This window comes from Fictibacillus nanhaiensis, from assembly GCF_049537595.1.
In the GTDB taxonomy this organism is placed as follows: domain Bacteria; phylum Bacillota; class Bacilli; order Bacillales; family Fictibacillaceae; genus Fictibacillus; species Fictibacillus nanhaiensis_F.
This window is the reverse complement of record NZ_JBMULM010000002.1, coordinates 690,100-704,437: the sequence shown is the minus strand read 5'-3', so window position 1 is coordinate 704,437 and position 14,338 is coordinate 690,100. Positions and strand designations below refer to the sequence as shown.

13 protein-coding genes and 1 other annotated feature are annotated in these 14,338 nt (G+C 40.2%); of the genes, 2 read left to right on the top strand and 11 right to left on the bottom strand.

The genetic code is table 11. The features are described 5' to 3' along the window. The first annotated feature begins 11 nt into the window (after positions 1 to 11). The gene (locus ACOZ9X_RS14990; RefSeq protein ID WP_066392710.1) at positions 12 to 1,010 is read left to right on the top strand and encodes an inorganic phosphate transporter; all 999 of its coding nucleotides are present in this window, start codon (positions 12 to 14) and stop codon (positions 1,008 to 1,010) included. A gap of 25 nt (positions 1,011 to 1,035) precedes the next feature. Here ACOZ9X_RS14990 and ACOZ9X_RS14985 read toward each other — a convergent pair whose 3' ends face one another. The 11 genes from ACOZ9X_RS14985 to ACOZ9X_RS14935 all read right to left on the bottom strand — a co-directional run bounded on the left by ACOZ9X_RS14985 (position 1,036) and on the right by ACOZ9X_RS14935 (position 13,092). After that, positions 1,036 to 1,872, bottom strand: coding sequence for a pentapeptide repeat-containing protein (locus tag ACOZ9X_RS14985; protein WP_423418878.1), 837 nt, complete (start codon positions 1,870 to 1,872; stop codon positions 1,036 to 1,038). A gap of 148 nt (positions 1,873 to 2,020) precedes the next feature. Next, positions 2,021 to 3,274 carry a dicarboxylate/amino acid:cation symporter gene (locus tag ACOZ9X_RS14980; protein ID WP_423418877.1) on the bottom strand — a complete coding sequence of 418 codons (1,254 nt, stop codon included), beginning with the start codon at positions 3,272 to 3,274 and terminating at the stop codon, positions 2,021 to 2,023. Between the two features lie 88 nt (positions 3,275 to 3,362). After that, a complete protein-coding gene (locus ACOZ9X_RS14975; protein WP_423418876.1) occupies positions 3,363 to 4,271 on the bottom strand; it encodes a GNAT family N-acetyltransferase in 909 nt (302 codons plus the stop codon). 91 nt (positions 4,272 to 4,362) lie between these two features. Continuing rightward, positions 4,363 to 5,400, bottom strand: coding sequence for an HAAS signaling domain-containing protein (locus tag ACOZ9X_RS14970; protein ID WP_423418875.1), 1,038 nt, complete (start codon positions 5,398 to 5,400; stop codon positions 4,363 to 4,365). A 13-nt stretch (positions 5,401 to 5,413) separates the two neighbouring features. After that, positions 5,414 to 5,734, bottom strand: a complete 321-nt coding sequence (locus ACOZ9X_RS14965; RefSeq protein WP_423418874.1) for a PadR family transcriptional regulator — start codon at positions 5,732 to 5,734, stop codon at positions 5,414 to 5,416. A 121-nt stretch (positions 5,735 to 5,855) separates the two neighbouring features. Further along, entirely contained in the window at positions 5,856 to 7,286 is a 1,431-nt protein-coding gene (gene proS, locus ACOZ9X_RS14960) for a proline--tRNA ligase (protein ID WP_423418873.1), read from the bottom strand. Between the two features lie 47 nt (positions 7,287 to 7,333). Beyond that, positions 7,334 to 7,558, bottom strand: a binding site (T-box leader). A 218-nt stretch (positions 7,559 to 7,776) separates the two neighbouring features. Beyond that, positions 7,777 to 8,745 carry a sugar phosphate isomerase/epimerase family protein gene (locus tag ACOZ9X_RS14955; protein WP_423418872.1) on the bottom strand — a complete coding sequence of 323 codons (969 nt, stop codon included), beginning with the start codon at positions 8,743 to 8,745 and terminating at the stop codon, positions 7,777 to 7,779. Position 8,746: 1 nt separating this feature from the next. Continuing rightward, a complete protein-coding gene (locus tag ACOZ9X_RS14950) occupies positions 8,747 to 9,802 on the bottom strand; it encodes a Gfo/Idh/MocA family protein (RefSeq protein WP_423418871.1) in 1,056 nt (351 codons plus the stop codon). After that, positions 9,799 to 10,833 carry a Gfo/Idh/MocA family protein gene (locus ACOZ9X_RS14945; protein ID WP_423418870.1) on the bottom strand — a complete coding sequence of 345 codons (1,035 nt, stop codon included), beginning with the start codon at positions 10,831 to 10,833 and terminating at the stop codon, positions 9,799 to 9,801. The genes ACOZ9X_RS14950 and ACOZ9X_RS14945 overlap by 4 nt, the downstream gene beginning before the upstream one ends. 431 nt (positions 10,834 to 11,264) lie before the next feature. Then, entirely contained in the window at positions 11,265 to 11,987 is a 723-nt protein-coding gene (locus ACOZ9X_RS14940; protein WP_423418869.1) for a ThuA domain-containing protein, read from the bottom strand. Between the two features lie 88 nt (positions 11,988 to 12,075). Further along, complete coding sequence (locus tag ACOZ9X_RS14935; RefSeq protein ID WP_423418868.1) at positions 12,076 to 13,092, bottom strand: LacI family DNA-binding transcriptional regulator; 1,017 nt, start codon at positions 13,090 to 13,092, stop codon at positions 12,076 to 12,078. A gap of 154 nt (positions 13,093 to 13,246) precedes the next feature. Here ACOZ9X_RS14935 and ACOZ9X_RS14930 point away from each other — a divergent pair, with 154 nt between their 5' ends. Next, a complete protein-coding gene (locus ACOZ9X_RS14930; protein ID WP_423418867.1) occupies positions 13,247 to 14,335 on the top strand; it encodes an AI-2E family transporter in 1,089 nt (362 codons plus the stop codon). Positions 14,336 to 14,338 lie beyond the last annotated feature (3 nt).

The window sequence follows — 14,338 nt, the reverse complement described above, 5'->3', positions numbered from 1 at the left end:
GGATGGCTGGTATGGATACAGTATTACTCATTACCATTCTTGTTGTAATCTGTGCGCTTGCCTTTGATTTTATCAATGGCTTTCATGATACAGCGAACGCGATTGCAACATCTGTTTCAACAAAAGCTTTAACACCAAGAAGAGCTATTATTCTAGCTGCAGTCATGAACTTTGTCGGAGCCATGACATTCACTGGTGTTGCAAAAACGATCACAAAAGATATTGTAGACCCATTTACACTTCCTAACGGGTCAGTTGTTATTCTCGCTGCTCTTGTTGCGGCAATCGCTTGGAACTTGATTACTTGGTACTATGGTATCCCAAGTTCATCTTCACATGCGATAATCGGTTCTATCGCTGGTGCTGCGATTGCAGCTGCTGGTTTTGAAGCACTTCACTATTCTGGTTTTCTAAAAATTATTTATGGTTTGCTTCTTTCTCCGATTCTAGCATTTATCGTAGGTTTTATATTTTATAACATTATTAAGATGGTATTTAAGAATACGAATTTAACGAAAACGAATAACGGTTTTCGTAAAGTACAGGTAGCTACTGCTGCTCTTCAAGCTTATTCACATGGTACGAATGATGCGCAAAAAGCGATGGGGATCATCACGATGGCATTAATCGCGAACGGTTACACAGATAGCACAGACATTCAGTTATGGGTACAGGTATCCTGTGCACTTGCCATGGGTCTTGGTACATCTGTAGGTGGTTGGAAAATCATCAAAACGGTTGGCGGAAAGATCATGAAGATCCGCCCTGTAAATGGGGTATCTGCTGATTTAACGGGAGCATCTGTTATCTTTGGTGCATCTTTCTTAGGTATTCCTGTAAGTACAACGCACGTTATCACTTCTTCCATCTTAGGGGTAGGTGCGTCTCACCGATTAAAAGGGGTAAAATGGGGCACGGCTAAGACGATGGTCATCACGTGGTTCATCACACTTCCAATCTCAGCAACATTAGCAGCTTTGTCTTATCTCGTATTAAACTTAATCTTTTAGTCACACTTAAGCCTTCCGTTATAAGTTAACGGAAGGCTTTTTTGTTTTGTTTTACTTTTTGCCAGTGATTCGGATGAGTTAACCTTTCAGGGAGCCTTGTATCAGCATTTCCTTTAGCCGAATTTACTTGAGCTTGTGTTAAAAAGATACTCCCTCTTAAGTCTGCACCACTTAAGTCAGCATCACGTAAATCCGCTCCTATTAAATCTGATTTTCTTAAATCTGCATAATTCAAATCTGCCGCTATGAGAAGAGCACCTCGTAAATTTGCACCACGCAGGTCTGCCCTTCGAAGCTTAGCACCGATAAAATCACTGGTCTTGCCTGTTATTTGATACTTCTTATGTATGAATTCTTCTCTTACTAATTGGCTTGTAGTAATCAGCAACTCATTAATCCTTATACGAATTTTTGATACGTTCATCTTTTTGATTTCTGAAGCTCTACGTAGAGTAAGATTTTCTATTTCGCTTATAGCCACTTTTAATTCTTGATGTATAGGTTTTGTTTCGCTAAGGTTCATCGCCTCAGTTAGGTAATAGATCATTTCTTGAAGTTGTTGCATGATTGGAAAAACATCAAACATCTCTTTCGCTAGCTCTGGATTAGTCTTCCAATCCATTCCTGAAAAAGTGTTTTGTGAGACTTTTTGTCCTGCTCCAAAACATTCATATACCGTACAACCTTTAAACCCTTTATCTCTTAGATGTTTGTGAACCCCACAGTGGAAATCGTCTTGTAAGTTTCTACAAGGTATTCCGCTGTCTTTATCAAAACCAAAATCAGCAGATTTTGCGTAAGGTAGCGCCACACAGCAAAGGCCAAAACAACGAGAACAGTCAGCTTGTAATAAAGAATTCATCTGTACACTTCCTTTATCAACCACACATTGTTCATTCTTGTTACGTTAAGAGTAACATTTTCAAAATGATTTGAGGATACATAACTTCCCATTTTCCCTATAAAAAAATCTCTAACTCAAAATAGGATGAGTTAGAGATGAAAATAGATTATGCACCTTTTTGTTCTGTTAACGATCCTGTTTTTTTCATCAGCCAGTTCTTACCTTCAACTAAACGCGCCGTCATCATACTTGCGACATTATCACCTGTAGCGTTCAGCAATGTCGCTGGCGGATCAATAATTGCAGAGATCGCAGCGATGATCGGCAGTGCTTCAGGAGGAAAACCAAAAAGTGATAGGATCAGCATCTCTGCGATCAGTCCACCTTGAGGGATCGCTCCCATTACCATACCCACTAAAAGTGCTACTCCACCAACTAAAAGATACGTATCGATGCCAGAGAAATCCATTCCAAAAATTCCAAAAAGGAATGTAATCTTTAATACCCCACCAATAACAGATCCGTCTTTATGCAGTGTTGCACCAAGAGGAATCGTCGTTTCACTAATATCGTCAGGTACTCCCATTTTCTTAGTAGCTTCTAGGTTAACGGGAATACTTGCAGCAGAACTGCACGTTGCAAGACTCGTAACAGATGGTGAAAGCATATTTTTCCAAAACACTCGAATACCAAGCTTTCCATGAGCCATGAACGCGTAAAGCGTAAAGAAGCCGAAGAAATAAATAATAGAGAACGGATAGTAGAATAAAACTGCTTTAAAATAGGAACCAAGCAGGGTTGGTCCAAATTCACCAACAAGTGCAGCAAAATAGGCTCCTAAACCAATCGGAGCATAAAACATCACGTATTTTACCATCTGAAGGGTAACTTCACTTCCCGCTGAGAGGAAGTTCGCGAGCGGCTTCCCCTTTTCTCCCACTTTAGAGGTTGCAAGGCCTAACAACACAGAAAAAAGGATAAGTGCTAACATATTCGCACGACTTAATAGATCGACAAAATCAGGTACTGTAACTGTACTTACTAGCTGATCACCAATCGATACTTCTTCACCCGTCGAATCAGGTTTCACTAGATCAATCTTCACACCCTCTGAGGGCGGAAAGATCTTAATACCAGCCATACTAATAATAGCTGCAACCGTTCCAGTGAATAAAAAGACGATCATCATAGAGCTGATGATTTTACCGAAACGCTTTGTTCCCGCCATGCTTGCTACACTCGATGAGATTGAAAAGAACACGAGTGGAACAACAATCATGAACATAACGTTTAAGAACAGATCGCCGAACGGTTTAAGGACTGCAGCGTCCTTTCCCATTGTAGAACCGATTATACTTCCCGCAATAATCGCGAGCAGCAATATGATCGGCGAGCGATATGCTTTCCAAGTATTCTTCATAATACATTCTCCCTTAAATAGATTCATAATCACTCTATCTATTTTATACGGAAAAAATATTTTTCATAGTGGTCAAATTAAAATAGTACTATTTTCTAGGCAATGTCTCTACAGAAAGTTGCTTAGTTATATGGAATAGTTCTTTTCGAATACCAAAACCTATTTTTTTATAAAGATGGATCGCTAGCTTATTTTCATTGTTGACGCACAGATCAATATGCTTCAAATGTGAATTGCTGAGCATCCATGTGACAGCATACGTTAAAAGCTGTACACCGATTCCTTTTTCTCTATGCATTTCATCTACAGCGAAGAATTCAATAGATCCTTCACTAAACTGTGGTTGTATCTCTACATAAATATAACCCACCACTTCATCCTCAATTTGATATACAAATACTTTATGAAACTCGTTCAATCGTTCAATGATCTGTTGTGAATTGTAATACGTCGAAGGAAAATGGGTATCATGCAAATTCTTGAAATCATTCTTATCTCTTTCTGTAAATTCTTTAATTTTATTCACTTCAGCTGTGGTTGTTATTGCTTCCTTGGTGATTGATAGAACGGTATGTTTGCTTTTTTGGTCTATCATATCGTTATGAGTTAGAAACTGTTTGAGGTCTGTATGGTCTGTAGAGATAAAGAAATGAACCTTTTCAATCGTTTGAGGTATGAGCTGGAGTAAGAAATCCCAAAGCTCTTTTGTAACCTGCTGGTGCTCACTATGCGTAACAAAAGGACCCCATATTTCGGCGTTCCGGTTTTCAAGGTCGGCATCAAATCCAAGAACTCCCACTAGGAAGTCATTCTCATAGGCCAACACAAAAGATTCCTGATAAGGAACATCTGAGAGGTCTTCTTTCAGCGAATGAAGAATCTCGTGTTCCAGTTCACCGCAATAGCCGCAATGCTTGGATGCTATTCTATTTTGGTTTGCAATGAACTTTGCAATTTCTTTAGCTTTTGAAGAATCTGCTATTACGAGTGTAATCACGGTATTCCTCCTAAGTCATTTCTATTTGTTTGAGTTTAACATATTATTCCATTTTAAAAATAAAAAGACTTCATGATAGAAGTCTTTTTGCTTATCCGTTCTTCATCCATTGATCCATTAAGGTGTTGGATTTATTTGCTTTATTGAAACCCGAAATGATATCTATAATAGAAAAAACCGCTATGATTGTTGCAATTGTAGATATAAACCAAAATGTTGGTACATCGGGGACGGTGTCATATAGTTTTTCAGTGAATGACTTATTATAAAGAGTTTCATCCGTTAGCATAAAACAAAGTAATCCTACCGAAATAAAGTGATAGATTAAGTTCAATGAAGCAAGTAGATTCGTCCATCTTCCAATGAAAAATTTATAGATAGCAAGACTTACTTCAATGAGAATAAGCAGAACGATAAAAGGAGCATATGAGAATAAAACTTCCTCATTGAATAATGGTGCTTTAAGCGTAAGTCCTTCTAATCCTTTTCCACTTTGTTCATACCAGCCGATCATTTCAGACGAGTTAAATAGTATCATTGCCCATATTGCTGTCCAGAACAAACTAAAGAAAACTTCCCCCTTTGGAATCTGTCTTTTCGTCACTACTTTTTTAAGTTGATATAGATCGGATGGAGACCATGTTTTCTTTTTTCTCGTGTAAAGATCACCATTTGAAACACCTGATCGTTCTAACATGATAAAAACAATCGTTACCCAGAAGAAAACTTGAAACAAAACATTTAAGCTGGATAAGAGCATCTTCAAACAAAGTTGACCGATAAAAGCCATTAGAGTAAATAGAGATTTATCACCTTCAAACGTGATCATACCGTTCACAAAGAGGGTAAGACTGCTGATTACTATAGAAATGATAGCTGCTACGATCAAGACATTAATATAACTTTCATAAAACATAGGACCTATTATATAGCGAGGTTTGTTGTTATATTCGCTAGCAAGTTTAACAGGATCTCCGAGCTTCATTAGAACGTCTTCAACATCTTTGTCTGTATGTTGATCTGGAAGCATATCTTCAATTGTCGACCTTAGCTCCATCGCGATGTCATCCCTTATTTTTTCGGGAAGTCTTTGTGTCACTTCACTGATATACGTTTCAATCAAATTCATTTGGAATTCCTCCTTATAACATCGAATTTAATTGCATGGACGTGTTATGCCATTCTTCTTTCAGTTGCTTGAACACTTCTTGACCAAACTCGCTGAGAAGATAATATTTTCTAGGTCGGTTCTCTGTAGTATCCCATTCACTCGTAAGCAACTCTTGCTTCTCGAGCCTTCGAAGAAGTGGATACAGAGTGCTTTGGTCAATAGATATGTTGTTCTCTTCTAACCGCTGCGCGAGTGAATATCCGTATTGCGGTGTTTGGAGCTGGCTTAAAACTGCTAAAGTTAACGTTCCTCTTCGCAGCTCTGTCTTTAGAGAGAAAATTAATTCGCTCATGCAATCACCTCGATTATAGTATAGTGTATGACGTACAGTAATGTAAAGTTACTAATATAGTGAAAATAAACATATTTGAAAAAACGAGAAGGGGTCAGACCCCGGGTCTGACCCCTTCTCTTTAATATGCTTTTGCCCAGTACACAAGTTGTTTTGCTTGTTGATCACAGCAAACACATTTATCTGAGAGCTTCTCTTGTTCAAATGGTATACACCTTGATGTTGCCCCTGTTTCGTCTTTTATATAACTTTCACAAGCCTCATCACCACACCACATCCCTTTAATGAATCCGCCTTTTTCAGAAAGCTTAGCTTTGAATTCATCGAATGTAGTGACCGTTGTTGTTTGATTTTCTCGATGAGCCTTTGCCTTTTTAAACAAGCTATTTTGAATATCACTTAATGTATTTTGAATGTAAGATTCTAAACCTTTTAGAGGTAGGATTTCTTTTTCCCCTGTATCTCTTCGCACTAATATCACTTGATCTTGTTCGATGTCACGCGGCCCTACCTCAAGGCGGAGAGGAATTCCCTTCATCTCATACTCATTAAATTTCCACCCTGGCTTTTTATCACTTGCATCAATTCCAGTTCGAAAGGTATGTGATAGCTTATCTTTTAAATCGTATGCAAAATCGAGAACACCTTCTTTGTGTTGAGCAATCGGTACGATCATGAGTTGAGTTGGCGCTATCTTTGGAGGAACAACGAGCCCTCGGTCATCGCCATGAACCATGATCATCGCCCCAATAATACGAGTCGTAAAGCCCCATGATGTCTGCTGAACAGTCTGTAGTTTTCCTTCTCTGTTCGTAAACTCAATACCGAAAGCTTTGGCGAATCCATCTCCTAAATGATGAGAAGTTCCAGACTGCAACGCTTTCCCATCATGCATTAGGCTTTCAATCGTATAGGTATATTTCGCTCCAGCAAATTTTTCTTTTTCTGTTTTCTGACCCTTCACGACCGGTATTGCAAGGAATTCCTCACAGAGATCAGCATACACATTAAGCATCCTTACCGTTTCATCATGAGCTTCTTCATCTGTTTCATGGCAAGTATGTCCTTCCTGCCAGAGGAACTCAAGAGTACGAAGAAAAGGTCTAGTGGTCTTTTCCCATCTCACAACGTTCGACCATTGGTTATAAAGCTTTGGAAGATCACGATGTGAATGGATGATGTTTTTAAAGTGTTCTGCAAAAAGAACTTCTGATGTCGGACGAACACAAAGGCGTTCTGTCAGCTTTTCTTCTCCTCCATGTGTGACCCATGCTACTTCAGGAGCGAATCCTTCAATATGGTCTTTCTCTTTTTGAAGCAGACTTTCTGGAATAAAAAGCGGCATATACACGTTCTCATGACCTGTCACTTTGATTTGCTTATCAAGTTCTTTTTGAATGTTTTCCCATATTGCGTAGCCGTAAGGTCTTAAGATCATTGATCCGCGAACACTTGAATAATCAATCAGTTCCGCTTTTGTTACCACATCTGTATACCATTGAGCAAAATCATCTTGCATACTTGTTACGCTCTTTACAAATTCTTTTGTCATTGGTTGCACTCCTCGCTTAATGAAAATAAAAAAAAGCTACACTTTTCATTAGGGACCAATTCCTTGGCGGTACCACCCTAATTCAAAGCATAGCTTTACACTCTTTCATGATAACGGTATTTAACCGCTGAATATCCTATAACTGTTATAACTGTAATAAGATACAGAACTCAGAGGCAGGTTCAATCGTTTGTCAGTAGGAGCCTTCCAGCGATACAGCTCCCTCTCTAAAAAGACAGAATCGATCTACTAATCCTCTTCTTCGTTTTCTTCGTCATATGTTTTTGAAATTATATGTGATATTGGGATGAACTGTCAAATCTTTTTGATGAATGAGGTTTAATCGGTTAATCTAATACACAGAAAACCTGTATCCCCCTTAAAAGGGATACAGGTTTTATCAAAGCGATGAGACTGGAATGTAATGCTACGGCGTGTCCACTCCACAAATACAAATTTAGTTAATTTGTATTTGTGTGGGGTCAGACCCCTAAACCCACCACATCTCCGCTGGCTGCTCGGCAATGAGGATCGACTGCAGGTTTTTCACCGCGCGTTTGAATCCTTCATCGATCGACATGATCGGATCTTCATGCTCAATGCTTACTACATAATCATAACCATACGTACGAAGTGCACTCATCATGTCAGACCAATCTTGAACAGAGTGACCACAGCCTACTGAACGGAAGCTCCATGCGCGGTTTTGAACAGCGCCGTATGGCTGCATATCTGTTAATCCATACATGTTAATATTATCTTTGTCTAAGTATGTGTCTTTAGCATGGAAGTGGTGGATCGCTCCAGCTTTTCCAAGTATCTTGATTGCTGCTACAGGATCGATACCTTGCCACCAAAGGTGGGATGGATCAAGGTTCGCACCGATCGCATCACATGTTTCTTCACGCAGCTTCAGTAACGTATAAGGAGTATGCACCAAGAAACCACCGTGAAGCTCTAAGCCAATCTTCACGCCATGTTCTTTGGCAAATTGACCCCACGTGCGCCAATATGGAATCAACTTCTCTTCCCATTGCCACTTCAACACATCGCTGTATTCATTCGGCCAAGGGGAAACTGGCCAGTTCGGATATTTTGCATTCTCAGAGTCACCCGGTACACCAGAGAAGCAGTTTACCACCGGTACGTTCATTAATTCAGCCAGTTCAACGGTTTTTACAAAAGTTTCATGTGACTCTTTTGCAAAAGCCTCGTCTGGAGATAACGGATTACCGTGACAACTGAAGGCTGAGATCGTCAAACCACGCTTCTCTACTTCATGAAGGTATTGTGAACGCTTCTCTTCACTCTGAAGTAGTTCATCAAGCGGACAGTGAGCGTTTCCTGGATAGTTACCCGTTCCAATTTCTACGGCTTGTACCCCTGCTTCTTTCACATAGTCAAGCATGTCTGTAAATGATTTTTGTGAAAACAAAACCGTAAACACACCTAATTTCATACTATTTCACTCCTTTTTCAATTCCTAGTTGAACGCCTTTTTTCATAAGACTGCTGGCATAGATCGCTTCGATCACCCGAGAGGTGTTCATCGCTTCTTCAGCTTTCACAAGAGGTTCTGCTTTACCTAAACAGCTGTCCACAAAATTTTCTGCTTGAGGAAGACCAGGATTGTCTTTTCCTAGGATCCAATCTGCTTTAGTTGTAGTCATCATACCGTTTTCAGCTTTGTTCACCGCAAACGGGAATACATCGAGTCCACCTTTATCACCAGAAATGCGAAGAAGTTCTGCATCGTCCGGAATATTTGCCGCCCACGATGTTTCAAACAGAATCGTAGCACCGTTCGCGAGGCGAATGTACGCGGTGACATGATCATCGACTTCAAATGTTTCTGCATCAAACGAACCCCATTGGTTTACTTGTTCCGCTTCACGGCTGACGGTGTTATACGTTTGACCAGATACTTCACTCACTACCGGGTTATCTAAAAGCCAAAGTGTCAGATCCAGCAGATGACAGCCATAGTCGATCAAGCTGCCGCCACCTTGAAGTTCTTTATTTGTAAATACGCCCCAACCCGGAACTTTTCTTCTTCTAAGCGCTTGTACACGAACGACAAGAGGATTACCAACTTCTCCAGACTCCATGATTCGTTTTGCAGCTTGAGACTCTTTCATGTATCGATAGTGATAAGCGATCGATAATACTTTTCCTGATCGCTTCTCTGCTTCTACCATTTCAGCACATTCTTCAACGGTCATTGCCATCGGTTTCTCACACAGAACATGTTTACCTGCATCCAATGCTGCAACTGTGATCTCTCTATGAAACTTGTTAGGCGTACAGATCACAACCGCATCTACATGGGGCCACATCTCTATGTAACTCGTAAAATAGTTCGGTACGTGAAATTTTTCAGCAACACTTTTAGCAACATCCACGTTTACATCACTAATGGCTGTCACTTCTGCTTTTTCACTTAAACTTTGAAAAGCGGGAATATGACGGCCTTGTGCGATACCGCCTGCCCCTATGATCCCAACTCTTAGTTTCATGCGTGAACTCCTGTTTTAACTTTTTCAATCGTCTTCTTCTCGTTTGATTCTAGCGCAGCTAAAATGACGGCCAATGAGCGTTTTCCTTCTTCGCCCGTAATCAGTGGAGCATGACCCTCTTCAATCGCCTCGATAAAGTGATCTACCACATGAGAGTTAGACTGGTTATCATTCGTTTGAATCGCACCCATCTCATAACGTACAACATTTCCATTCGTGTACTGTGCGACTAAAGAATACTTCGGATCATCCTCTAATCGAAGGATGCCTTTTTCTCCATAGATGATTGTAGAGTTATCTTCTTTTGCCGTATAAGACCAGCTAGCGGCCAATGTTCCAATAGTTCCACTCTCTGTTTTCAACACGCAAACAGCTGTATCATCAACTGAAGCAAACTCTTTTGCGCTCGTCTCAACAAAAGCACCAACTTCTGTGATCTCTTCTCCAAGAATGTATCGAATCAAGTCTGTTTTATGAACACCGAGGTCTCCCATTGCACCGATAAACGCTTCATCCTTTTTAAAGAACCAGCTGTTCACACCATCGACGCTCCAGCCTTCAGGTCCTGGGTGCCCAAAGGCCGTTCGGAAGCTGTAAATTTTCCCGATATCACCAGAGGCAATCAGCTCACGAGCTTTTTGGTGTGCCGGAACAAAGCGCTGATTATGACCGATCATCAGCGTTTTTCCGCTCTTTTCTGCTGCAACGATCATTTCTTCTGCTTCTTGAAGTGATGTTGCCATCGGTTTTTCACATAAAACGTGCTTGCCAGCATTTAAAGCTGCAATTGAGATCGGCGCGTGAAGAAAGTTAGGTGTACAAACACTTACTGCATCTACATCTTTAAGCGCAAGAAGTTCGTTATAATCCGTAAAGATCTTTCCTCCGTAAACCGCTTGTGTTGACTCAGCACGTTCTTTTACAATGTCACAAACTGCAACGATCTCTACGTCTTGATTCGCTGCATATTCTGGCAGATGGCGATGCTGTGCGATACTACCGCAACCGATAATTCCAACTTTGATTGTCATATTTAGTTCCTCCTTTTATTTTTAACCCTTATTAAAGATTGTTGTTTTACAGACTTTTTAATTGGCTTCATTTACACGTAGATTGTTGCGTAAAGTGTATGGCTTATGCCTGAGACACAGGAGTAAGGAAGCTTCCTTAAATTGTTCAACTTCCAGGAAGGCGGTTAAGCCCCCAAGCACCTGCTTACACAACAATCAAATTACCTTACTAAACGATTCTTGCTACTAAAGAATTTATAAAACTGCTTTCTTGATCGTTGATTGTAGCGCAAGGTGCGAGACTCTTGGCTAGGACAGGCAGGCAGGTGAGACACTTATACGTGAAACGTACGAATGTGGCTCACCGTCTGCCCCGCGGAAAGCGAGCAGCCTGGAGAGGAAATCAACCACTCTCAATAACTTCATAGTTTTTCAAAAAAAGGCTTTTATTTTTATTTTGCTCCAATCGCTTCAAGCGGCTTAGCATTTCCGTACTTTGGCGCTTCACTGCCTGAAGGTGCTAAGAAAGATACAGCATTCGTGATTACTTTTTGTACATCTTCGTTATAATACGTTGGATACGTCTCATGTCCCGGACGGAAATAGAACACTTTTCCTTTACCACGGTTGTAAGCCGCTCCAGATCGGAACACCTCTCCCCCTTCAAACCAGCTAACAAATACTAGGTCATCTGGAGCAGGGATATCAAAATGCTCTCCATACATCTCTTCCTTTTCAAGTTCAATGTATTCCCCAAGTCCGTTTGCAATCGGGTGACTTGGATTAACGATCCAGATGCGTTCTTTTTCATCTGCTTCGCGCCACTTTAGATCACATGAAGTTCCCATCAATTTTTTAAAGATTTTAGAGAAGTGACCAGAGTGCAGGACGAGTAGACCCATACCATCTAGAACGCGTTGATATACTTTATTTACGATCTCATCTTCTACTTCATCATGAGCTAAGTGTCCCCACCATACTAAAACATCCGTGTTTTTTAACACATCTTCTGTTAGACCATGTTGAGCTTCATCAAGTGTTGCTGTATTCACATCATGTCCTGCTTTTTCAAGAAATTCTTGGATAGCACCATGAATTCCTTTTGGATAAATATCTTTAACTACTGGATTTTTCTGTTCATGACGATTTTCATTCCAAACTGTAACTTTAATCATGTATAACATCCTCCTATATATGTAAGCGTTTTAAGTAAACGTTTACGTTAATTCCAAATAAAAATGAAGCTTTGAGTAAACCCGTTTTTTACTTGTCACGAAAATCACTGACTGATTGCCTTTCCACAATGGTAAAAGGCATATAACGGCTTTTTGCTTCTTGTTGTTCACCTTTTATCAAACTGACTAGCATTTCACCTGAGGTTTGTCCCATGTCCTTTAACGGCTGAGATACAGTCGTTAGTGGAGGGTAACACATCTCAGCAATCTTCAAGTTATCATAACCGATGATTGATAGTTCCTCTGGCACTCTTATTCCTAACTGATGTGCAGCAGACATTGCACCAATGGCCATCTCATCACTTGCTGCGAATAGTGCGGTCATGTCAGGAAGTTTTTTTAGCAGAAGTGGCAGTGATTCTTTTCCGTTTTGAAAACGATAGCCCTCATTTTTTGTAATATGATTGTTAGTAAATGAAAGACCATTACTCTCAAGAGCTTTTTGAAATCCTTGCATCCTTGGTACTCCCGCAATCGGATCCTCATCGCTTCCGCCGATCATGCCGATCACTTTATGACCTTTTCGAATTAAATATTGTGTAGCTTGAAAAGCTCCATCAAAATCATTTACTCGAACAAACGGCAGATCGTATTTGGAAGACGCCGTAGAAACAAGGACAATAGGTACTTTCATCTCTTGAAAGATCTTATAGTACTCTTCTTTAACATCTTCTGAAGCAAAGATGATACCATCAACTCTTTTTTCTTGCAGCAGCCTCAAATACTTTACGGTCCTCTTTCCACTCGAAGTCGTATTGCAGACGATTACACTGAATCCTCCGTCATGCGCTGCATTCTCTACACCTTCAAGTACTTCTGACGAAAGCATTCCGGAAACATCTGGAAACAGGACTCCTATCGTCTGTGTACGCTTGTTGATGAGTCCACGTGCGATCGCGTTAGGCTGATAGCCAAGTGCTTCAATGGAATGTTGGACTTTTTTTTTCGTTTCCTCCGAATAGCCAGGCAATCCGTTCACAATCCGAGAAACTGTAGCGATTGAAACGTTTGCATGTTTGGCCACATCTTTTATTGTCGGATTCAAAACATCTCCCTGCTTTCTTGTTACGTAAACGTTTACATTTACACTTACAATCTATCAGCGCTCTTAGAAAATGTCAATTATTTTATTGTCAAAATAAGATTACAGATTATTAAAAAGGGAAAAGACTACTAATATGAAATGGAGGTCAGGTTTAATGTGGTATCATCATTCATTTTTTAAATACGCGGCAGGTTCCGTCTTACTGTTAACCATCCTTTATCTACTAGGTAAGATTGATTATCTGCTCGACTTCCTCTATCTCGTAATATCTAGCGTTTTCTTTCCTTTGTTTATCGCAGGATTACTTTATTATTTACTTAGACCCGTCATACGTATTTTAGTGGAGAAAAAAGTTCCGAAATTCTTAGCCATCATGATAGTGATGGTCGGATTAATCCTAGCCGTATCAGGTATTGCCACGCTAGCGGTTCCGGTTGTAGCAGATCAGCTTACTAATATCACCGACGATTTCCCGAAAAAGATAGGTGAAGCTACTGAAAAAACAGGTACGATGATTACCGGAAGCAAGAAATCGTTCATCGATAGCACACAAATAACTAAACTTGCAACACAGCGATTAGAAAAGTTTACGAACACCGTCTCAAAAGATGTAATTGCCCTTGTCGCCACATTGACAAATATCGCTCTCGTATTGTTAGTGGTCCCTTTTATACTTTTTTATTTGTTGCTTGATGACAAGAAATTTTTTAATTATTTCTTACGGTTTGCCCCTCATCATATGGAATATGATGTAGCCGCAATTTTACGGGATATAGACTCTACCTTATCTTCATACATAAAAGGTCAAGTTCTTGTAGCCTGTTTTGTCGGGATCTTTATGTATGCCGGGTACCTCTTGATCGGATTAAAGTTCGCTCTAGTGCTTGCTCTTTTTGCCGTACTGACAAATGTCATTCCTTTTTTAGGACCGTTCATTGGAGTATTTCCAGCTCTTTTAGTAGGTTTGATCCAAGACCCTTTTATGGCCGTAAAAGTTGCCATCGTAACGCTCGTTGTACAACAGGTTGAAGGAAATATCTTGTCTCCTCAAATCATGGGAAAACAGCTTCGTATCCATCCGCTCACCATCATCCTAGTCGTACTCATGGCTGGTGCAGCCTTTGGGTTTATAGGTCTGCTATTAGCTATTCCTACTTATGCTGTCTTAAAGACGATCATAAGTAACGTTTACCGAATTTACTTGTTATACAACCCACCAGAGACTAGAAGTAATCTACTCTGAAAG